The following is a 20,097-nucleotide window of genomic DNA, read 5'->3' on the forward strand; positions in this document are numbered from 1 at the left end:
ACCTGATCCGGACGACAGGCTCCAGCCCCCCGAGATGTGCGGTGCTTTCCGGCCCGCTGCCCGTGGTTGTCCACAGGCGGCGGGTCGCTGTTGTTGGCAGCCGTTAGTGTGGGGCCCCGTCCCGGACGCCACCGTGTCCCCAGTGGGCGCGGGCGTCCACCGCAGTCCAACGAACCGGGGCCCGTACCTCGATGTCCGTGCACAGCCACTCGGCAGACCAATTCGGTACTGCCGCCGCCGCGTTCAACCCGGGGCCCGCAGCAGGGGTCGACCCGAGCAGCGCCCCCGAGTTCCCCAGGCATGTCGTCACCGCCGTCGTCGTCTCGCACGACGGAGCGCGCTGGCTGCCCGACGTTCTGTCAGGACTGCTCTCCCAGGAGCGCCCCGTACAGAACGCGATGGCGGCCGACACCGGCAGCGCCGACGCCTCCGCCGCGCTCGTCGCGCAGGCCATCGGTGACGACCGCGTGCTGCACCTCGCGCGCCGCACCGGCTTCGGCCAGGCCGTCGAGGAGGCCGTGCGCAGCGCGGGCGTCCTCACCCCCGAAGAGCTGCCGTACCTGAAGCGCCCCAGCGGCTGGGATCCCGTCAGCCGCAGCTGGCGCGACGACGCGTACGACCTCCCGGACCTGCCGCACGGCGAACCGGAGCAGTGGCTGTGGCTGCTGCACGACGACTGCGCGCCCGATCCCGACGCGCTCGCCCAGATGCTGCGCGTCGTCGAGATGGAGCGCGAGGCCGGCAGCGACGTCGCCATCGTCGGCCCGAAACTCCGCGGCTGGTACGACCGCAGGCAGCTCCTCGAGGTCGGCGTCTCCATCGCCCACTCCGGCCGCCGCTGGACCGGTCTCGACCGCCGCGAGCAGGACCAGGGGCAGCACGACCACGTGCGGCCCGTCCTGTCCGTGTCCACCGCCGGCATGCTGATCCGGCGCGATGTCTTCGAGCAGCTCGGCGGCTTCGACCGCAGGCTGCCGCTGATGCGTGACGACGTCGACCTGTGCTGGCGGGCCCAGGCCGCGGGCCACCGGGTCGTCGTCGCCCCCGACGCCGTGGTGCGGCACGCCGAGGCATCCTCGCGCGAGCGCCGCACCGTCGACTGCGTCGGCCGCACCGCCACGTCGCCGCACAAGGTCGACAAGGCGGGCGCCGTCTACACACTGCTCGCCAACGCGCGCGGGGCGACGCTTCCCTGGGTCCTGATCCGCGTCGTGTTCGGCACGGTGCTCCGTACGCTCGCGTACCTCGTCGGCAAGGTGCCGGGACAGGCCTTCGACGAGATCACCGGTCTCCTTGCGACGCTGCTGCGGCCGGGGCGGATCCTCGCCGCCCGCAGGCAGCGCGGCAAGGGCAGCGTCGACCCCAAGGAACTGCGCCCGCTGTTCCCGCCGCCGGGCGCGACGGTGCGGCTCACCGTCGAGCAGGTGGCGGGCAGCCTCTTCGAGGGCTCCGACCCGGAGACCGCCAGAGCGGGCCGGCACGGTGGCGGCGGCCTGGAGTCGCCCGACGACGCCGAGTTCGTCCGGGTCGAGCGGTTCGCGCGCCTCAAGCGCATCGCCCGCAACCCCGGGCCCGTGCTCGTCGTGGTGCTGCTCTTCGTCTCCCTCATCGCCTGTAGAGGGCTGCTGGGCGGCGGGGCGCTCGCGGGCGGCGCGCTGCTGCCTGCTCCCGCCGACGCCTCCGAGTTGTGGGCGCGGTACGCCGACGCCTGGCACGCCACCAGCACGGGCGGCACCCAGGCGGCGCCCCCGTACCTCGCGGTCCTCGCCACCCTCGCCTCCGTGCTGTTCGGCTCCACCGGACTCGCGGTCACGGTGCTGCTCGTCGGCTCCGTGCCGCTCGCCGGATTCACCGCGTACTTCGCGTCCAGGCCGCTCGTCACCTCGCGCCTGCTGCGCGCCTGGGCGGCCGTCGCGTACGCCTTCCTGCCCGCCGTCACGGGCGCCCTCGCGGGCGGCCGCATCGGCACCGCGGTCCTCGCGATCCTGCTGCCGCTCCTCGCGCGCGCGGGCCTCGCCGCCTCGGGCCTGACGCACACTCAGGGCGGGCGCGGCAGCTGGCGGGCCACGTGGGCGTACGCGCTGCTGCTCACGATCACGACGGCCTTCACGCCGATCGTGTGGCCGATCGCGCTGGTCCTCGGCATCGCCCTCCTGGTGGTGCGGCGCTCGGACATCGCCGCCTACGGTCTGCGCTTCCTGGCCGTGCTCGGCACACCGCTGCTGATGCTCGCGCCGTGGTCCCTCTCGCTGCTTCCGTTCGGCTTCTTCAAGGAGGCCGGACTCCCGTACGAGGCGGGGGCCGCGACCGGGTTCGGACTGCTCGGCGCCTCGCCGGGCGGCTCCGGCACCACGGGTAGCCTGCTGCTGGTGGGCATCGTCCTCGCCGCGCTGGCCGCCCTGCTCCGCACCGAGCGGCGTCCCGCGATCCTCACCGCCTGGGCCGTCGCCTTCGTGGCACTGGTCTTCGCGGCACTGTCCAACGGCTCGGCGTGGGCCGGACCCGCCACCCTCGTCTACGGCATCGCGCTGCTGGCCGCCGCCGCGCTCGGCGCCGACGGCGCGCGCTCGCGGGTGGCCGAGCAGAGCTTCGGCTGGCGCCAGCCGCTGGCCGCGCTCATCGCGTTCGCCGCGGCGGCGGGCCCCGTACTGCTCGCCGCGGGCTGGATGATCGGCGGCGCCGACGGACCCGTGGAGCGGCGCGACCCGGTGCAGGTGCCCGCGTTCGTCGCCGAGGAGGCCGGCACCCGGGACCAGGCCCGCACGCTCGTCATGGACGGCTCCACGGGCGACGTCTCGTACTCGCTGGTCCGGGGCGCGGGCGCGCGCCTCGGCGACGGCGAGCTGACCGAGGCCGCGGGTGAGAACGCCAAGCTCGACAAGGTCGTCGCCAACCTGGTCGCGGGCTCCGGCGCCGACCAGGCCGACCAGCTCGGCGGCTTCGCCGTGCGCTACGTCCTCGTACGGGGCGGTGCGCCGCGCGAGATGAGCCGCGTCCTCGACGCGACGCCCGGCCTGACCCGGCTCAGCCAGCAGGACGGCACGGCGCTGTGGCGCGTCGACCGGCAGGTGGCGCGGGCCGTCGTCCTGCCGAAGGCCGGCGTCGGTTCCACCGCGGAGGACGTCGTGCCGGTCGCCGCGGGCCCCGTCGAACTGCACACCAAGGTGCCGCGGGGCGACAACGGCCGCATCCTGCGCCTCGCCGACCAGGCCGCCGAGGGCTGGACCGCCACCCTGAACGGCTCCGAGCTGCCGAAGACCACCGTCGACGGCTGGGCACAGGGCTTCGCACTGCCCGCCTCGGGCGGCACGCTGGACGTGACGTACGACGCGCCGATCACGCACACCCTTTGGATGTGGGCTCAGGGCGCGCTCGCCCTCGTCCTCGTGGTGCTCGCCCTGCCGGGCCGCCGCGAGAACGTCGACGACGACCTGCCGGACGAGCCCGTGGTGACCGCGCAGGACCTCGCCGGCGACGGCCGCAGGGCCCGCCGGCTGCGCGCCCAGGCCGAGGCGGAGCAGGCGGTGCAGGCCGAGCCGGCGCCCCAGCCGGTTCCGGGCGCCGCAGTGCCTCCTCCTCCGGAGGAGGTCCCGGTGGCCGGTTTCCCGCACCAGCAGACGTACGCGGAGTGGGACCAGCCCAGCTACGCGGGCGCCGAGTACGGCACCTACGCGGCGGGGGAGCAGCAGCAGTACCAGGGCGGCGCCTACGGCTACGACCAGCAGGCCGACCCCTACCAGGCGGGCCAGTACGACCCGTACGCCTACGGAGGCGGGTACGAGCAGCACCAGCAGTTCGACCCCGCGTACGAGCAGCAGCACGGCCACGGCAACGGCGCCGACAATGAGCGCCCCGACGGGAGCCAGCAGTGAACCGCACGACCCTGTCCCTGATCGCCGCCGTGACCGCCCTGGCCGCCGTCACGGGCTTCGCCGCGGCCACGACGCCCGGCGGGGACGACACGTCCGGCAGCGCGGCCGCCGCGCGCCTCCCCGTCGAGCGCTCCAGCCTGCTGTGCCCGGAGCCCAGCCAGTCCGACCTCGCCGAGACCGCGTACACCTCGTACACGCCCACCACGAAGGGCACCGAGGGCGCCGGCACGGCGGAGCTGCTGCCCGCCAAGGGCGGCAAGAAGGGCAAGGCGGTCGTCACCCCGAAGAAGCCCGGCACGCCCGTCGCGGGCGACGCCTCGGGGGCGGAGGCGCCCGCGCTGACCGGCACCGCCGACGGCCCCCTCGCGCCCGGCTGGACCGTCCAGCAGACCACCAGCGTGACCGCGGGCGCCGGACGCGGCCTGCTCGGTGTGAACTGCTCGGAGCCCGACACGGACTTCTACTTCCCCGGCGCCAGCACCGCCAAGGGCCGCAGCGACTACGTCCACCTCACGAACCCGGACGACGAGGCCGCGGTCGTGGACGTGCAGATGTACGGCCCCGAGGGGCCCGTCAAGTCCGACGTCGGTGAGGGCATCACCGTCCCGCCGCACTCCAGCGTCCCGGTGCTGCTGTCGACGCTGACCGACAAGGCGTACACGAACCTGACGCTGCACGTGACCGCGCGCAGCGGCCGGGTCGGGGCGGCCCTGTCGGACGTGGACGAGAAGCAGGGCGGTGACTGGCTGCCCGCCGCGGCCGACCCGGCCGCGTCCCTCGTGCTGCCCGGCATTCCGAAGGACGCCAAGAACGTCCGCCTGGTCGCCTTCGCGCCGGGCCAGGACGATGCCGACCTGAAGGTCCAGCTCGCCACCTCAAGCGGCAAGATCGCGCCCGCCGGGCACGACACGCTGCACCTGAAGTCGGGCATGACCACGGCCGTCGACCTCGGCGCCGTGACGCGCGGCGACGCGGGCTCGCTGATCCTGACGCCCTCGGAGGGCTCCGTGCCGGTCGTGGCCGCCCTGCGCGTCACACGCGGCAAGGGCGCCGACCAGGAGACCGCGTTCATCCCGGCCACGCGGAGCATCGGCGCGCGTGCCACGGTCGCCGACAACCGCTCCAAGGGCTCAACGCTCGCCCTGACCGCCCCCGGGGCGACCGGCAAGGTCAAGGTCACCGCGTCCCCGGGCACCGAGGGCGGCACGGCGACCACGAAGGAGTACACGGTCAAGGGCGGCACGACGCTCTCGGTCGCCCCGCCGGTCCCGTCCGGCCTGAAGGGCAGTTACGCGCTGACGGTGGAGCCGGTGTCGGGCGGCCCGGTGCACGGCTCGCGGATGCTGGAGAAGAAGCAGGGCTCCGTCCCCGCGTTCACGGTGCAGACGCTGCCGGACGACCGGGGCATGGTGTCGGTGCCGAAGGCCGACGAGGACCTCTCGGTGGTGCAGAAGTAGCCGGCCGCGGGACGGGCGGCGGGGTCAGTCCTCGCCGTCCCCGAAGTCGCCGTAGTCCCCGTACCGGGGGTCCACGGTCTCCGGGGTGAGCCCCAGGACCTCCGCGACCTGCTCGACGACGACCTCGTGCACGAGCGCGGCCTGCTCCTCGCGCCCCTTGGTGCGGATCTCCACGGGGCGCCGGTAGACGACCACGCGCGCGGGGGTGTCGTCCCGCGCGGGCACGGTGCCGCCGAGCGGCACGGTGCCGCCGGTCCTCGCCTCGTCCTCGGCCGTCAGCCGCGGCACGTCCAGAATCAGGAAGTCGACCTCGGCGAGCTGCGGCCAGCGCCGCTCCAGGCGCTCCACGGAGTCCTGTACGAGATCGGAGAAGGCCTCCGCGCGGCTGGCGGACAGCGGCACCTGCGGAGGTGCCACAGGACCGCGCATGCCCCTGCCGTGCCGGTCCCGGCGGCGCGGCGGGCGCGGCTCCCCGGTGGGCGGCGAAACCGCGTCGTCTGTGTTGACTGGCCTTTCCATCACTGACGCAGCGTAGTCCTCCGCGGCGCCGGAAGCGGGGCGGCACCTGACGGAGCACTCCATGTCGCTTCCTGACCGATCAAGCCATTCTTGGGGCTGATTCAACTTCTCTCCCGGATCGATGATCTCGCGGCAATTGCCGCTATATGCCCGCAGTGGTGACCGCTTTCAACTGCCCTGAGGGGCGCACGACCCGGGGTCGACGCAGGTCACCGGGGCGCCCGTGCGCGGTGGTGTGCGCCGGATCACGCCACGACACGGTGGGGTGACCTCGGGGAGAGTCGTCGCGGCCCGCTCAAGAGTGCGGTACCGTCCAACGCTGTGAGCCCTGTACGTCGCTGTTCGCGCACCGCTTGCGGCCGTCCCGCCGTCGCGACGCTGACGTACGTCTACGCCGACTCGACCGCGGTCCTCGGCCCGCTCGCCACCTACGCCGAACCCCACTGCTACGACCTGTGCGCCGAGCACTCCGAGCGCCTCACCGCGCCGCGCGGCTGGGAGGTCGTCCGGCTCTCCGACGGCAGCGGTCCCAGCCGCCCCAGCGGGGACGACCTGGAGGCCCTCGCCAACGCCGTGCGCGAGGCGGCCCGCCCGCAGGAGCGCGCGGCCGAGGCCGGCGGCTCGGGACCGCGCACCGCGGACCCGATGGAGGTCGCCCGCCGCGGCCACCTCCGTGTGCTGCGCTCGCCCGACAACTGACCGTTTTCCTCGCGCGCCGACGCTCGGCTCCTTCGCGGGCCCGCGGTCAACTTCCTTGTGGATCAGGGCCCTTCACGGGATCTTCACAGTCGAACGCGTTGACCCGAGATTGTTGAGGACACGACGATTTCGCCACCCGACTCCGGGATTCCGGGAGGCGAAATCGTGTTCGTCCAGCAATTGGAGCCCGTAGGCGGCTCGCTCGGCCTGTCCGCCCTCGTCGCGGCCCTGCCGCTCGTGACCGTCCTCGTCCTGCTCGGCGCCGTGCGCATGAAGGCGCATCGGGCGGGCCTGATCGGTCTCGCCGTGGCAGCCGCCGTCGGCTGGCTCGCGTACGACATGCCCCTGGGACAGACCGTCTCCAGCGCCGCGCAGGGCGCGGTCTTCGGGCTCTTCCCCATCATGTGGATCGTCGTCAACGCCCTGTGGGTGTACCGGATGACGGTGCGCACCCGGCACTTCGACATCCTGCGCCGCTCCTTCGGGCGGCTCTCCGACGATCCGCGCATCCAGGCGCTGGTCGTCGCGTTCTGCTTCGGCGCGCTCCTGGAGGCGCTCGCCGGGTTCGGGGCGCCGGTCGCCATCTGCTCGGTGATGCTGGTCGCGCTCGGCTTCGACCCCGTGAAGGCCGCGGTCGTCGCGCTCGTCGCCAACACCGCGCCCGTCGCCTTCGGCGCCATGGGCACACCGGTCGTGACGCTGGCTCAGGTGACGGGCCTTCCGCTGGACGCCGTCGCCTCCGTGGTGGGCCGTCAGACGCCGCTGCTCGCCCTCGTGGTGCCGCTCGTGCTCGTCGGCCTGGTGGACGGCAAGCGGGGCCTGCGCGAGACCTGGGTGCCCGCCCTCGCGTGCGGATTCGCCTTCGCCGTCGCCCAGTTCGTGGCCTCCAACTACGTGTCCGCGCAACTCGCCGACATCGGCGCCGCCCTGGTGGGTGCCGGCGCGCTCGTCGCGGTGCCGCAAGCGCGCAGGCCGGCCACCGAGCCCGTACGCGCCGCCGTCCTGACCGGCGTACGCAGTGAGGACCTGGACGAGGAGGACGCGCGGCCCGAGGTGCTGCGGGCCTACGCGCCGTACGCGCTCATCGTCGTGATCTTCTCCCTGGCGCAGATCCCCGCCATCAAGGACTGGCTCGCCAAGGCCAACTGGGTCTTCGACTGGCCCTTCCTGAACGTCGCCGACCCGAGCGGCAAGCCGGTGGGCGGCAACATCTTCACGCTGCCGATCTTCTCCACCGGCGGCACGCTCGTCCTGATCGCGGGCCTCTTCACCGCGGTCGTCATCGGCGTGCACGCGCGCGATGCGGTGCGCGAGTGGTTCGCCACCGTGCACGAACTGCGGTTCGCCATCCTGACGGTGACGAGCGTGCTGGCCCTCGCGTACGTCATGAACCTGTCCGGGCAGGCCGCCACCATTGGGCACTTCGTGGCGGCCGCGGGCGCCGGGCTCGCCTTCCTGTCGCCGGTTCTCGGCTGGTTCGGCGTCGCGGTCTCCGGCTCCGACACCTCGGCCAACGCGCTCTTCGGCGCCCTCCAGGTGACGGCCGCCCAGCAGTCGGGCCTCTCGCCGGAACTCCTCGCCGCGGCGAACAGTTCGGGCGGCGTCCTCGGCAAGATGATCTCGCCGCAGAACCTGACGATCGCCTGCGCGGCGGTCGGCCTCGCGGGCCGGGAGGGCGACCTGCTGCGCAAGGTGCTGCCGTGGAGCCTCGGCCTGCTCCTGGTGATGTGCCTGATCGTGTGGGGGCAGAGCACGGCCGTGCTCTCGTGGATGTTGCCGTGAGCGAGGGCGGGTTTCGCTTGGTACTGCTGTGACCAGTGAGGATGCGGGCGGACCGGTTCCTCGGGAGGAATGAGGGGTTCACGGTCCGTTGTCGGTGCGGCCAGGTACTTTGTGGGTCCGTGCAGGACTCCAGGAGGGCTGGGCAGACCGTGGCTGCTGCTGATCTGTCGCAGATCGTGAAGGCGTACGACGTGCGTGGGGTGGTCCCGGACCAGTGGGACGAGGCGCTCGCCGCGCTGTTCGGTGCCGCGTTCGTGCGGGTGACCGGAGCCGACGCGATCGTCGTGGGTCATGACATGCGGCCCTCGTCGCCCGGCCTGACCGCGGCGTTCGCGCGCGGGGCCGCCGCCCTCGGCGCGGACGTCACCGAGATCGGCCTGTGCTCGACGGACCAGCTGTACTACGCGTCGGGCGCGCTCGACCTGCCCGGCGCGATGTTCACGGCCTCGCACAACCCGGCGCGGTACAACGGCATCAAGATGTGCCGGGCGGGCGCGGCGCCGGTCGGGCAGGACACGGGCCTCGCGGAGATCCGCCGCCTGGCCGAGGAGTGGAGCGCGTCGGGCGCCCCGGAGCCGGCCGCCACTCCCGGAAAGGTCACGCGGCGCGACACCCTGCGGGACTACGCGGCGCACCTGCGCGGACTGGTCGACCTGACGGCGATCCGTCCGCTGAAGGTCGTGGTGGACGCGGGCAACGGCATGGGCGGGCACACCGTGCCGACGGTCCTCGAAGGCCTGCCGCTGGACGTCGTGCCGATGTACTTCGAGCTGGACGGCACGTTCCCGAACCACGAGGCGAACCCGCTGGACCCGGCGAACATCGTGGACCTCCAGGCACGCGTGCGTGCCGAGGGCGCCGACATCGGCCTCGCCTTCGACGGCGACGCGGACCGCTGCTTCGTGGTGGACGAGAACGGCGACCCGGTGTCCCCGTCCGCGATCACCGCCCTCGTCGCCGCCCGCGAACTCGCGCGCAACGGCGGCTCGGGCACGGTCATCCACAACCTGATCACCTCCTGGACGGTGCCGGAGGTCGTGAAGGAGAACGGCGGCACGCCCGTGCGCACGCGCGTGGGCCACTCCTTCATCAAGCAGGAGATGGCCACCACCGGCGCGATCTTCGGCGGCGAGCACTCCGCGCACTACTACTTCCGCGAGTTCTGGAACGCCGACACGGGCATGCTGGCGGCCCTCCACGTCCTCGCGGCCCTCGGCGGCCAGCCCGGCCCCCTCTCCGCCCTCGTCTCCTCCTACGACCGCTACGCGGCCTCCGGCGAGATCAACTCCACCGTGGCCGACCAGTCCGACCGCCTCGCCGCGATCAAGGCGGCGTACGCGGACCGCGAGGGCATCACGACGGACGAGCTCGACGGCCTGACGATCACGGCGACCGACTGGTGGTTCAACGTCCGCCCGTCGAACACGGAACCGCTCCTGCGCCTGAACGCGGAGGCCCGCGACACCCCCACAATGGAAAAAATCCGCGACGAGGCCCTGGCGATCATCCGCGCCTGAGGCCCCGGGTGGACAAATCAAGCCGTCCGAAGACGCCTTGATCCCCCGACACCACCCCATCTCCCACCGCCCGCCCCCTCCGGGGGCGTCGGCCGGACGGGGTGCCGCCTTCGCCTTGGGCGGCAGGGTGGGCAAGGCGGCACCCGGTGCCGCGCACCCCTCACGACGCCCCCGGCCACGACACGGCCCGGCGACGATTGAGCCAATCAAGCCCCCGCGGCGATTGAGCCAATCAAGCCCCGGCGACGATTGAGCCAATCAAGCCCCGTCGCCGGTCGAGCCAATCAAGCCCCGTCGCCGGTCGAGCCAATCAAGCCCCGTCGCCGGTCGAGCCGATCAAGCCCCGCCGGCGCTTGAGGCGCGGGGCCCGGGGCAGCGCCCCGCGACCTCAACCCCGGACAGGCCCAGGCCCCCGCCGCCGGGGCAATCCGCCGCCAAGCCCGACCTCCGGAGCACCCGGCCCCTGCCGGAGGCCACGGCCCCGGCCACGACACGGCCCCCGCCCCCCGCCGGTAGGCTGGTGACCAGCGCCGCACCCCGGCCGGCCACCCGGCCACCGCACGCGGTGCAGCGCACCCGAACCCCACACCCCCCGGAGGGAACCATGCCGCTCGAAGCCGGCCTCCTGGAGATCCTCGCCTGCCCGGACTGCCACGCCCCGCTCAAGGAGGCCGACGCCGAGCTGATCTGCACAGGCAAGGACTGCGGCCTGGCCTACCCGGTCCGCGACGGCATCCCCGTCCTCCTGATCGACGAGGCGCGCCGCCCCGCGTAACCCCCGAAAAGACGCCGCTCGCAGGAGGCCTGACGCCATGTTCGACGAAACGCTCCTGGACGACCCGGACGCGCTGGCCAGGGCCGACCGCCGCGGCCTGCTGCGCGGCGCCGCGGAGGCCGGCGCCCGCGTCCGCACGGCGGCCCGGCACGCGGCCGAGGCCGGCATCGCCGAGCTGAAGCCCGACGGCCGCCCCCGCGCCGTCCTGATCGCGGGCCCCGGCACGGCCGCCGCGGGCGTCGCCGACTTCGTCGGACGCCTGGCGGGCGCCGCCTGCCCGGTCGTGCGCCTGCGCTCCACCGGCGTGGCCCCCGCGCCGGGCGCGCTGCGCTGGGAGCTGCCGGGCTGGGCGGGCTCGCTCGACCTCCTCCTGATCGCCACCCCGGACGGCACGGAGCCGAGCCTCTCGCTCCTCGTCGAGCAGGCGTACCGCCGCGGCGTCACGCCCGTCGCCGTCTGCCCCTCCGGCGCCCCGCTGACCGAGTCGATCGCCGCGGCCCATGGCCTGTTCGTACCGATGGCCGCCGCCCCGTACGAGGCGGACGAACCCGCGGCCGCCTCCGCGCCGGGCACACTCTGGGCGCTGCTCACCCCCCTCCTCGCGCTGCTCGACCGCACGGGCCTGCTCACGGCCGAGCCGGACACGCTCGAGAAGGTCGCCGACCGCCTCGACCAGGTCGCCGAGCGCTGCGGCCCCGCCATCGCCACGTACAGCAACCCGGCCAAGACGCTCGCGGCCGAGCTCGCCGAGGCGCTCCCGCTGATCTGGACGGAGGGCGCCGCCGCGGGCCCGGCGGGCCGCCGCTTCGCCGCCGCTCTCGCCGAGCTCGCCGGACGCGCCGCGCTCGCCGCCGACCTGCCCGAGGCGATGCCCGCCCACGGCGCCCTCCTCACCGGCGACCTGGCCGCGGGCGCCGACCCCGACGACTTCTTCCGCGACCGCGTCGAGGAGGTCCAGATGATGCGCGCCCGCGTCGTCCTGCTGCGCGACCGGCCCACCGGCGGCCTCACCGCCGCGCCCGCCGCCCGCGAACTCGCGCTCTCGCACGACATCGCCATCAGCGAGCTGGAGCCGGAGGAGGGCAGCGACCTGGAGACCCTCGCGGAGCTGATCGCCGTCACGGATTTCGCCGCCGTTTACCTGGGCCTCGCCTCCCGGGCCTGACCCGGACCGACCCTTTCCCCGGCCGACCCGACGGCGCCCGGCCGCCCCGCCCTGGACCGCGTACCGAAAGAACCCCTCATGGACCGCCTCACCAACACCATCCGCCCCTACGCCTGGGGCTCCACCACCGCCATCCCGCAGCTCATCGGCGCGGAGCCGACCGGCGAGCCGCAGGCGGAGATGTGGATGGGCGCGCACCCCGGCGCCCCCTCTCGTACCGAGCGCGGCCCGCTGAACGAGGTCATCGACGCGCACCCGGCGGACGAACTGGGTACGGCGGCCGTCGAGAAGTTCGGCCCCCGCCTCCCGTTCCTCCTCAAGCTGCTCGCCGCGGGCGCGCCCCTCTCCCTCCAGGTGCACCCCGACCTCCAGCAGGCGAAGGAGGGTTACGAGGACGAGGAGAGGCGCGGCGTTCCGATCGACGCCCCGTACCGCAACTACAAGGACGCCAACCACAAGCCCGAACTGATCTGCGCCCTCACGCCGTTCGACGGCCTGTGCGGCTTCCGCGCGCCCGAAGAGGCGGCGAAGCTCCTCGAAGGCCTCGGCGTCGACAGCCTCAAGCCGTACGCCGATCTGCTGCGCGCCCACCCCGAAGAGGCGGCGCTGCGCGAGGTCCTGACGGCCGTACTGAGCGCGGACCCGGCCGACATGGAGCACACCGTCACCGAGGCGACGGCCGCCGCCCAGCGCATCGGCGGCGCCTACGAGCCGTACGCGGGCATCGCCCACCACTACCCCGGCGACCCGGGCGTCATCGCCGCGATGATCCTCAACTACGTACAACTTCAGCCCGGCGAGGCCCTGTTCCTCGGCGCCGGCGTCCCGCACGCCTACCTCAACGGCCTCGGCGTCGAGATCATGGCCAACTCGGACAACGTGCTGCGCTGCGGCCTCACCCCCAAGCACGTCGACGTGCCCGAACTCCTGCGCATCGTCCGCTTCGAGGCCACCGACCCCGGCGTGCTGCGCCCCGAGGCCTCGCCCGACGGCGAAGAGGTCTACGACACCCCCATCGACGAGTTCCGCCTCTCGCGCTTCGTCCTGCCCGAGAGCGGCGCGGACCACGACCTGACGGCCGCGACGCCGCAGATCCTGCTGTGCACGGCGGGCGCCGTCCGGGCCGGAGAGCTCGCGCTCGCGCCCGGCGAGTCGGCCTTCGTTCCGGCGGGGGAAAAGGTGAATGTGTCCGGTTCCGGCACGGTTTTCCGGGCGACGGTTGTGGCCTGAGAGGCATGCGAGGCGTCCCGTGCTGCAACAATGACCCACCGCGCACGGGACGTAATACGTAGAACCTCGAAGGGACACCAGGAACGACATGAGTGCTTCAGGCGGAGCCAAGGCGATCGTGGCGGCGCTGGCCGCCAACCTAGCGATCGCGGTAGCGAAATTCGTGGCGTTCCTCTTCAGTGGCTCCTCGTCGATGCTCGCCGAGTCGGTCCACTCGCTCGCCGACTCCGGCAACCAGTTCCTGCTGCTGCTCGGCGGCAAGAAGGCGCAGCGCGAGGCGACCCCGCAACACCCCTTCGGGTACGGGCGCGAGCGCTACATCTACGCCTTCCTGGTGTCGATCGTGCTCTTCTCCGTCGGTGGCATGTTCGCCGTCTACGAGGGCTACGAGAAGATCAGCCACCCGCACGACCTGGAGCACTGGTACTGGCCGGTCGGCGTCCTCGTCTTCGCGATCATCGCCGAGGGCTTCTCCTTCCGTACGGCCATCAAGGAGTCCAACGCGCTGCGCGGCAAGCTCTCCTGGGGCCAGTTCATCAAGCGCGCCAAGGCGCCCGAGCTGCCGGTCGTCCTCCTGGAGGACTTCGGCGCGCTCATCGGTCTGGTCCTCGCGCTCGGCGGCGTCGGCCTCACCCTCGCCACCGGTGACGCCGTCTGGGACGGCATCGGCACGCTCTGCATCGGCATCCTGCTGATCGCCATCGCGATCGTCCTCGCCCTGGAGACCAAGTCGCTGCTGCTCGGCGAGGCCGCCGGCGCCGACGAGGTCGCGAAGATCGAGAAGGCCGTCGTCGACGGCGAGACCGTCACCGGCCTGATCCACATGCGCACGCTGCACCTCGGTCCCGAGGAACTCCTCGTCGCCGCGAAGATCTCCGTGCAGCACGACGACACGGCCGCCGAGGTCGCCCGCGCCATAGACGATGCCGAGGCCCGCATCCGCGCCGCCGTCCCGATCGCTCGCGTGATCTACCTCGAGCCCGACATCTACAGCGAGTCCGAGGCCGCGAAGGGCTCCGACCCGGAGGCCCGCCCCGGCGGCCCGACGCCGAGCCCGGAGCACTGAGCACTGAAGCACTCCTCTACGTAGATGGGGCCCAGCCGGGAATCCCGGCTGGGCCCCATCTACGTAGACGCGCGTTGCGGTCACTGCACCTCGGCGAGCACCCGGAGGATCGCGGCCTCGTCCGGCGCGGCCTGGAGCCGCGCCCGGAAGTCCGTGTCCATCAGCTTGCGCGACAGCAGCGCCAGGATCCGCAGGTGCTCGTCGCCCGCCGCGGCCTCCGGCACCGAGATCATGAAGACAAGCCGGGCCTTCGTGCCGTCGAGCGAACCCCACTCGATGCCCTCGTCGGACCGCGCGAAGCAGACGACCGGGGCGGTCACCGCGTCCGTCTTGGCGTGCGGGATGGCGATCTCCTCGCCGAGCCCGGTCGTGCCCTGCTCCTCGCGCCGCAGTGCGGTCTGCACGAGCTCCTCGACGTCGGCGACCTTGCCGGTGGCGGCGGCGAGGCCCGCCAGCTCGCGGATGGCCGCCTCCTTGTCCTGCGCGTCCAGCTGCACCTTGACCGTCCGGTCGGTGAGGTAACCGGAGAGGACCTCGGGCTCCTCGGCGGCTGCCGGCGCCTCCGTCCCGGCTTCGGCCGCGCCGGCCGCGGTGGAGGTCGCCGCGGCCGCCTGGAGCGAGGCGCTCGCGGACGCGGAGGCGACGGTCGCCGTGGCGTGGGCCGCGGGAGCGCTCTCGGCGGAGACGGCCGGGGTGGCACCGGCCAGGGCGGGCTCGTCGGCCTCGGCCGAGTCGGCCGAGGCCTGCTTGGCGGCGGCGCGGCGGTTGCTCACCCCGATGAGCGCGTTCGTCGTCACGGCGGTGACCACGGTGCCCGCGACGATCGCGACGAAGAACCAGGCGAGACCGCTGATCGCGCCGAACACCGCGACGATCGGACCACCGTGCGGCACGGAGTCCTCGACGCCCAGGAGACCGGCGATCGCACCGGCGACCGCGCCGCCCAGCATGTTCGCCGGGATGACCTGCGCCGGACGCGCCGCCGCGAACGGGATCGCGCCTTCCGAGATGCCGAAACAGCCCATGAACAGCGCCGCGATACCGGCTTCCTGTTCCTGCTGCGTATAGAGCTTGCGGCGGATCATCGTGGCCAGGCCCTGGCCGAGCGGCATCACCGGGATGGCCGCGGCGGCCATGCCCATGACGGCGTTGTTCGTCCCGATCAGACCGACGGCGAACAGGAACGCGGTCTTGTTGACCGGACCGCCCATGTCGAACGCGATCATGAGACCGATCAGCGCGCCGAGCAGTACCGCACTCGACCCGGTCATCCCGCCGAGGAAGTCGGTGAGGTGCGTGAACACCCAGGAGATCGGGCCGCCGAGGATGTAGATGAAGGCGAGGCCGACGGCCAGCGTGGACGCGATGGGCACCACGATGATCGGCATGATCGGCTGGATGGCCTTCGGCACCTTGATCTTCCGGATCGCGAGGACGAGATAGCCCGCGAGGAAACCGGTCACGATGGCGCCGAGGAAGCCCGCGTTGGCGTCGGAGCCGTAGATGCTGGCGTCGGCGGCGAGGAAGCCGCCGATCATGCCGGGCACGAGTGCGGGGCGGTCACCGAGCGCGAAGGCGATGTAGCCGGAGAAGATCGGCAGCATCAGCTTGAAGCCGAGCGTGCCGAGCGCGTTGACGTTGAACCAGAACGTGTCCTTGGGAATCTGGATCCCGTCGGGCGTCGCGTGCCCGCCGATCGCCAGCGAGACGGCGATCAGCAGACCGCCGACGACGACGAACGGAATCATGAAGCTGACGCCGTTCATCAGCGCCTTGTACGCCGCGCTGCGCTCCTTGCCGCCGGATGCCGCGGCTTCCTGCGCCCCGCCGCCCGCGGAGCCGGCCACGGGCGCGCTCTGGACCCGCTCGATCAGCTGCTCGGGGTGGCTGATGCCCTCCGACACGCCGACCGACAGCACCCGCTTCCCGGCGAACCGGGCGCGGTCGACGTCCTTGTCCGCGGCGATGATGATGCCGTCGGCGGCTTTGACATCGTTGTCGGTGAGAACGTTCTCGGCCCCGATGGACCCTTGCGTCTCCACCTTCATGTCGATGCCCGCGGCGTCCGCTGCCTGCTGCAGCTTCTCCGCCGCCATGTAGGTGTGCGCGATGCCGGTCGGACATGCGGTCACCGCGAGCAGCTTCAACTTCTTCTGCTGCTCGACGGCCCCTCCGCCCGCGTGGGGGTCGGCCGGACTGGTCACGTGGGGTCTCCTTCAAGCGTTCCGTGCAAGAGCGCGCAAATCTTTGCGGCTGTCTCGTCATGGTGCAACACATACGCACAGTGCCGACAGTTCAAAGGTCCCGTATCGGGTAGTCCGTGGTCATGTATCCCTGATTTCGCCCCGGCCCTCCCTCCGATGCGGTCCGATCCGGAACTCGTCCGACCGGATCGAGAGGCGGGGTGGGTTCGGCTGGGCCGATCGGTGTAGCTTTGTACCGAGCCAGACGTCGCTGCTGATGGCGGTCGGGCGGCCCGTACGCCGGGTCGACCGAGGGAGAGAGGGCCTCCGACGGACTGCGCTGCGAACGACCAGGGGACACTTGTGTCCCAGGACGCCGCAGGTCAGCCATGCGCGCACCACCCGTATCGCGGGCAGGCGCCTCAGCCCACCTCGACCGACTGCAACAGCACCGAGGAGCAGCTCACTTATGACTTCTGTCGCCAACCGACAGGACCAGGACTTCAAGGTCGCCGACCTCTCCCTCGCCGCCTTCGGCCGCAAGGAGATCACCCTCGCCGAGCACGAGATGCCCGGTCTCATGGCGATCCGCAAGGAGTACGCCGCCGCCCAGCCCCTCGCGGGCGCCCGCGTCACCGGCTCCCTCCACATGACGGTCCAGACGGCCGTCCTCATCGAGACCCTCGTCGCCCTCGGCGCCGAGGTCCGCTGGGCCTCCTGCAACATCTTCTCCACGCAGGACCACGCCGCCGCGGCCATCGCCGTCGGTCCGAACGGCACGCCGGACAACCCCCAGGGCATCCCGGTCTTCGCCTGGAAGGGCGAGACGCTGGAGGAGTACTGGTGGTGCACGGAGCAGGCCCTGACCTGGCCGAACACCCCCACCGGCGGCCCGAACATGATCCTCGACGACGGTGGTGACGCCACCCTCCTCGTCCACAAGGGCGTCGAGTACGAGAAGGACGGCAAGGTCCCCTCGGTCGACACCGCCGAGTCCGACGAGCACCGCGTCATCCTCCAGCTCCTGAACCGCACGATCTCGAACGGTTCGCAGAAGTGGACCCAGCTCTCCTCCGAGATCCGCGGCGTCACCGAGGAGACCACGACCGGCGTCCACCGCCTGTACGAGATGCAGCGCGACGGCGTCCTCCTGTTCCCGGCGATCAACGTGAACGACGCCGTGACCAAGTCGAAGTTCGACAACAAGTACGGCTGCCGCCACTCGCTCGTCGACGGCATCAACCGCGCCACGGACGTCCTCATCGGCGGCAAGACCGCCCTCGTCTGCGGCTACGGCGACGTCGGCAAGGGCTGCGCGGAGTCGCTGCGCGGCCAGGGCGCCCGCGTCATCGTCACCGAGGTCGACCCGATCTGCGCGCTGCAGGCGGCGATGGACGGCTTCCAGGTCACGACGCTCGACGAGGTCGTCGACAAGGTCGACATCTTCGTCACGACGACGGGCAACAAGGACATCATCATGGCCTCGGACATGGCCAAGATGAAGCACCAGGCCATCGTCGGGAACATCGGCCACTTCGACAACGAGATCGACATGGCCGGCCTGGCGAAGATCGACGGCATCGTCAAGGACGAGGTCAAGCCGCAGGTCCACACCTGGACGTTCCCCGACGGCAAGGTCATCATCGTGCTGTCCGAGGGCCGCCTGCTGAACCTGGGCAACGCGACGGGCCACCCGTCCTTCGTGATGTCCAACTCGTTCGCGGACCAGACGCTGGCCCAGATCGAGCTCTTCACCAAGCAGTCCGAGTACCCGACCGGCGTCTACGTGCTGCCCAAGCACCTGGACGAGAAGGTCGCCCGCCTCCACCTGGACTCGCTCGGCGTGAAGCTGACGACGCTCCGCCCGGAGCAGGCCTCGTACATCGGCGTCGAGGTCGAGGGCCCGTACAAGCCGGACCACTACCGCTACTGAGCACGCACCGCCGAGCACACGTCTCCGGACCACGCGTCCGCTGACCACTCGACTCGGCACCGCGCACCGGCCGCCCGTCGGCTGACCGCTTCGCAGGACAGGCCCCCGCACCCCCGTGTCGGGGGCCTGTCCCGTGTCCGCGCACACCGCTGGCTACGGTGGACACGCCCTTCGACGTCCGCCCGCCTCGTACGCGACGGCGGCCGTCACCAGGCCAGACAGAGGACCCCACGAACGCCATGCCCCGCGGCCGTTATTCGCTCCACGATCTGCACGATCACACCCCCCTCGGCGAAGAGCACTTCCAGTGCGCGCCCGGCCCCTCCGGCTGGCGCTATGTAGCGCAACGGACCACCCCCTCCGGCGACCACGCCGGCTCGATCGACCTCGCCCTCGACGAACTCGGCCGCCCCATCCGCCTCGAACTGAACGCGGCGAGCTGGCAGGTGAGAGGTGCCGCCATTGACGGCGTCACATGGGTCCGCACCGACCCCACGGGCACTCACGCCACCGAAGGAAACGCCCCCGCGCACGCGTTCACGGGAACATCCCCCGCGTTCCTCATCGCCACCGCACGCCTGCTCGCTCTCACCCCCGCTTCCCCTCCGACCCGCGTCCGCCTCGTCACCCTGACGGATCCAGTCCTCGCGCCACTCACGGTGGACCAGTCCTGGACCCTGCTGAACAGCGAAGCACACGCCACTGACAGCGGGCCTCTGACCGTGGACGAATACCAGGTCACAGCCCTGGACACGGGGGAGCAGCAGACGGTCCACATCAGCGGCGACGTGGTCCTCGCGGCCCCCGGCATCGAGCTGGAGGACCTGGAGAACCCACCGTCGGCGTTCCGCTGACGCCGCCGCGGGCTCAGGCAGGCGGTACGAACCCGGTGGCCGGCCCGTCCGAACTACCGGACCCGGCCGAGGGGTTGTCGACCGGCCCAGGCGCGGGAGCAGGTGAAACGGGAGCCGGAGGAACGGGAGGCGCGAGCGGAGCCGCCGGTGGCACGGGCCCCGCGGCCTGCACATAGCCGCCGTACGGCCCGGGAGCGGCACCAGCCACAGGCGGAGCCGCTTGACCACCCGCGGCGGCATTCGCCCCGAACGCACGGCGGGCCTCCCGCGACTGCCTCTCGTGCGTCACGGCCGCGAGGAACGCGGCGGGCTGCATGTCACTCGGCACCGGCGCCCCCGTGTGCGCGGCGAGCTCACCCGCGAGCCGCTCGGCCATCCCCCACCCCACCTGCGGATCCAACTGCCCCATCCGCGTCAGGTACTGCCGCACCGCGAGCCACAACCCCTCCGGCACGGCCGACAGGTCCAGCTCGGCGAACCTCCCCACCAGCCACGGCGGGGGAGCCGGCACGAACGCCATCTGCCCGGTGGGCACCCTTTCCCGTACGACGAGGGTCCCGGCGAACACGTCCCCGACCCGACGGCCCCGTGCGGACACGAGCGAAGCGATGCAGGCCACGACGCCAAAGGTCATGATGATCTCCACGACCCCCACGGCTCCCCGCACCAGCGCATGCCGGAACCGGATCGGCCCGCCGTCGTCCCGCACCACGCGCAGCCCGCACGCGAGCTTCCCCAGCGACCGCCCATGGCTCAGCGTCTCCACGGCGATCGGGATCCCGACAAGGACCAACAAAAAAGTCGCCACAGCGACGGCCGCGACCGCGGCGTCGTCGAGCGAGGCGGTCGCAGCCGCGAACGCCATGGTCACCGCGATGTAGACGGCGAACGCCACCGCCAGGTCGATGAGCACGGCAAGCGCCCGACTCGGCAACTTCGCGGGCCGCAGCTCCAGCGCCACCGCCTCACCCGTCACCAGCTCACTCACGCCGGCCACCCACCCTTCAACGAACTGCCGCAGGAACCGCCAGTCTGCCAAGCTGAA

14 protein-coding genes are annotated in these 20,097 nt (G+C 72.3%); 11 read left to right on the forward strand and 3 right to left on the reverse strand.

Going from position 1 to position 20,097, the window contains the following annotated elements; all coding sequences use genetic code 11:
* Positions 1-191: 191 nt before the first annotated feature.
* Positions 192-3,872 (forward strand): glycosyltransferase family 2 protein, encoded by a 3,681-nt coding sequence (locus ACNYS0_RS24780; protein ID WP_422476680.1) that lies wholly within the window; start codon positions 192-194, stop codon positions 3,870-3,872.
* Positions 3,869-5,329, forward strand: a complete 1,461-nt coding sequence (locus tag ACNYS0_RS24785) for a DUF5719 family protein (RefSeq protein ID WP_422476681.1) — start codon at positions 3,869-3,871, stop codon at positions 5,327-5,329. The genes ACNYS0_RS24780 and ACNYS0_RS24785 overlap by 4 nt, the downstream gene beginning before the upstream one ends.
* A gap of 24 nt (positions 5,330-5,353) precedes the next feature.
* Here ACNYS0_RS24785 and ACNYS0_RS24790 read toward each other — a convergent pair whose 3' ends face one another.
* Entirely contained in the window at positions 5,354-5,848 is a 495-nt protein-coding gene (locus ACNYS0_RS24790; RefSeq protein WP_422411456.1) for a metallopeptidase family protein, read from the reverse strand.
* Positions 5,849-6,169: 321 nt separating this feature from the next.
* Here ACNYS0_RS24790 and ACNYS0_RS24795 point away from each other — a divergent pair, with 321 nt between their 5' ends.
* The 7 genes from ACNYS0_RS24795 (at position 6,170) to ACNYS0_RS24825 (ending at position 14,082) form a co-directional block, all read left to right on the forward strand.
* Positions 6,170-6,547 (forward strand): DUF3499 domain-containing protein, encoded by a 378-nt coding sequence (locus ACNYS0_RS24795; RefSeq protein ID WP_385765462.1) that lies wholly within the window; start codon positions 6,170-6,172, stop codon positions 6,545-6,547.
* A gap of 165 nt (positions 6,548-6,712) precedes the next feature.
* Positions 6,713-8,329 carry an L-lactate permease gene (locus ACNYS0_RS24800; protein WP_422476682.1) on the forward strand — a complete coding sequence of 539 codons (1,617 nt, stop codon included), beginning with the start codon at positions 6,713-6,715 and terminating at the stop codon, positions 8,327-8,329.
* A 149-nt stretch (positions 8,330-8,478) separates the two neighbouring features.
* Positions 8,479-9,846, forward strand: coding sequence for a phosphomannomutase/phosphoglucomutase (locus tag ACNYS0_RS24805; RefSeq protein WP_422476683.1), 1,368 nt, complete (start codon positions 8,479-8,481; stop codon positions 9,844-9,846).
* Between the two features lie 604 nt (positions 9,847-10,450).
* The gene (locus ACNYS0_RS24810) at positions 10,451-10,621 is read left to right on the forward strand and encodes a Trm112 family protein (protein ID WP_422407648.1); all 171 of its coding nucleotides are present in this window, start codon (positions 10,451-10,453) and stop codon (positions 10,619-10,621) included.
* 37 nt (positions 10,622-10,658) lie between these two features.
* Positions 10,659-11,786 (forward strand): SIS domain-containing protein, encoded by a 1,128-nt coding sequence (locus ACNYS0_RS24815; protein WP_422476684.1) that lies wholly within the window; start codon positions 10,659-10,661, stop codon positions 11,784-11,786.
* Positions 11,787-11,864: 78 nt separating this feature from the next.
* The gene (gene manA / locus ACNYS0_RS24820) at positions 11,865-13,016 is read left to right on the forward strand and encodes a mannose-6-phosphate isomerase, class I (RefSeq protein WP_422476685.1); all 1,152 of its coding nucleotides are present in this window, start codon (positions 11,865-11,867) and stop codon (positions 13,014-13,016) included.
* Positions 13,017-13,104: 88 nt separating this feature from the next.
* Entirely contained in the window at positions 13,105-14,082 is a 978-nt protein-coding gene (locus tag ACNYS0_RS24825; protein ID WP_422476686.1) for a cation diffusion facilitator family transporter, read from the forward strand.
* Between the two features lie 80 nt (positions 14,083-14,162).
* On the opposite strand, the gene ACNYS0_RS24830 is transcribed toward ACNYS0_RS24825, so the two are convergent.
* Positions 14,163-16,286, reverse strand: coding sequence for a fructose-specific PTS transporter subunit EIIC (locus ACNYS0_RS24830; protein ID WP_422476687.1), 2,124 nt, complete (start codon positions 16,284-16,286; stop codon positions 14,163-14,165).
* Between the two features lie 448 nt (positions 16,287-16,734).
* Here ACNYS0_RS24830 and ahcY point away from each other — a divergent pair, with 448 nt between their 5' ends.
* Together ahcY and ACNYS0_RS24840 are read left to right on the forward strand one after the other, a co-directional pair.
* A complete protein-coding gene (ahcY, locus tag ACNYS0_RS24835) occupies positions 16,735-18,198 on the forward strand; it encodes an adenosylhomocysteinase (RefSeq protein WP_422407643.1) in 1,464 nt (487 codons plus the stop codon).
* 239 nt (positions 18,199-18,437) lie between these two features.
* The gene (locus ACNYS0_RS24840) at positions 18,438-19,052 is read left to right on the forward strand and encodes a hypothetical protein (protein ID WP_422476688.1); all 615 of its coding nucleotides are present in this window, start codon (positions 18,438-18,440) and stop codon (positions 19,050-19,052) included.
* A 13-nt stretch (positions 19,053-19,065) separates the two neighbouring features.
* On the opposite strand, the gene ACNYS0_RS24845 is transcribed toward ACNYS0_RS24840, so the two are convergent.
* Positions 19,066-20,040, reverse strand: a complete 975-nt coding sequence (locus ACNYS0_RS24845; RefSeq protein ID WP_422476689.1) for an RDD family protein — start codon at positions 20,038-20,040, stop codon at positions 19,066-19,068.
* Between the last annotated feature and the right edge of the window lie 57 nt (positions 20,041-20,097).

The sequence above is a fragment of the Streptomyces anthophorae genome (assembly GCF_049310305.1).
Classification (GTDB): Bacteria; Actinomycetota; Actinomycetes; order Streptomycetales; family Streptomycetaceae; genus Streptomyces.

What these genes read in the sequence shown, in the direction of transcription:
- ACNYS0_RS24780 (WP_422476680.1), top strand. Translation starts at nt 192, where the DNA reads ATGTCCGTGCACAGCCACTCGGCAGACCAATTCGGTACTGCCGCCGCC.
- ACNYS0_RS24790 (WP_422411456.1), bottom strand. Translation starts at nt 5,848, where the DNA reads ATGGAAAGGCCAGTCAACACAGACGACGCGGTTTCGCCGCCCACCGGG.
- ACNYS0_RS24810 (WP_422407648.1), top strand. Translation starts at nt 10,451, where the DNA reads ATGCCGCTCGAAGCCGGCCTCCTGGAGATCCTCGCCTGCCCGGACTGC.
- ACNYS0_RS24815 (WP_422476684.1), top strand. Translation starts at nt 10,659, where the DNA reads ATGTTCGACGAAACGCTCCTGGACGACCCGGACGCGCTGGCCAGGGCC.
- manA (WP_422476685.1), top strand. Translation starts at nt 11,865, where the DNA reads ATGGACCGCCTCACCAACACCATCCGCCCCTACGCCTGGGGCTCCACC.
- ACNYS0_RS24825 (WP_422476686.1), top strand. Translation starts at nt 13,105, where the DNA reads ATGAGTGCTTCAGGCGGAGCCAAGGCGATCGTGGCGGCGCTGGCCGCC.
- ahcY (WP_422407643.1), top strand. Translation starts at nt 16,735, where the DNA reads ATGACTTCTGTCGCCAACCGACAGGACCAGGACTTCAAGGTCGCCGAC.
- ACNYS0_RS24840 (WP_422476688.1), top strand. Translation starts at nt 18,438, where the DNA reads ATGCCCCGCGGCCGTTATTCGCTCCACGATCTGCACGATCACACCCCC.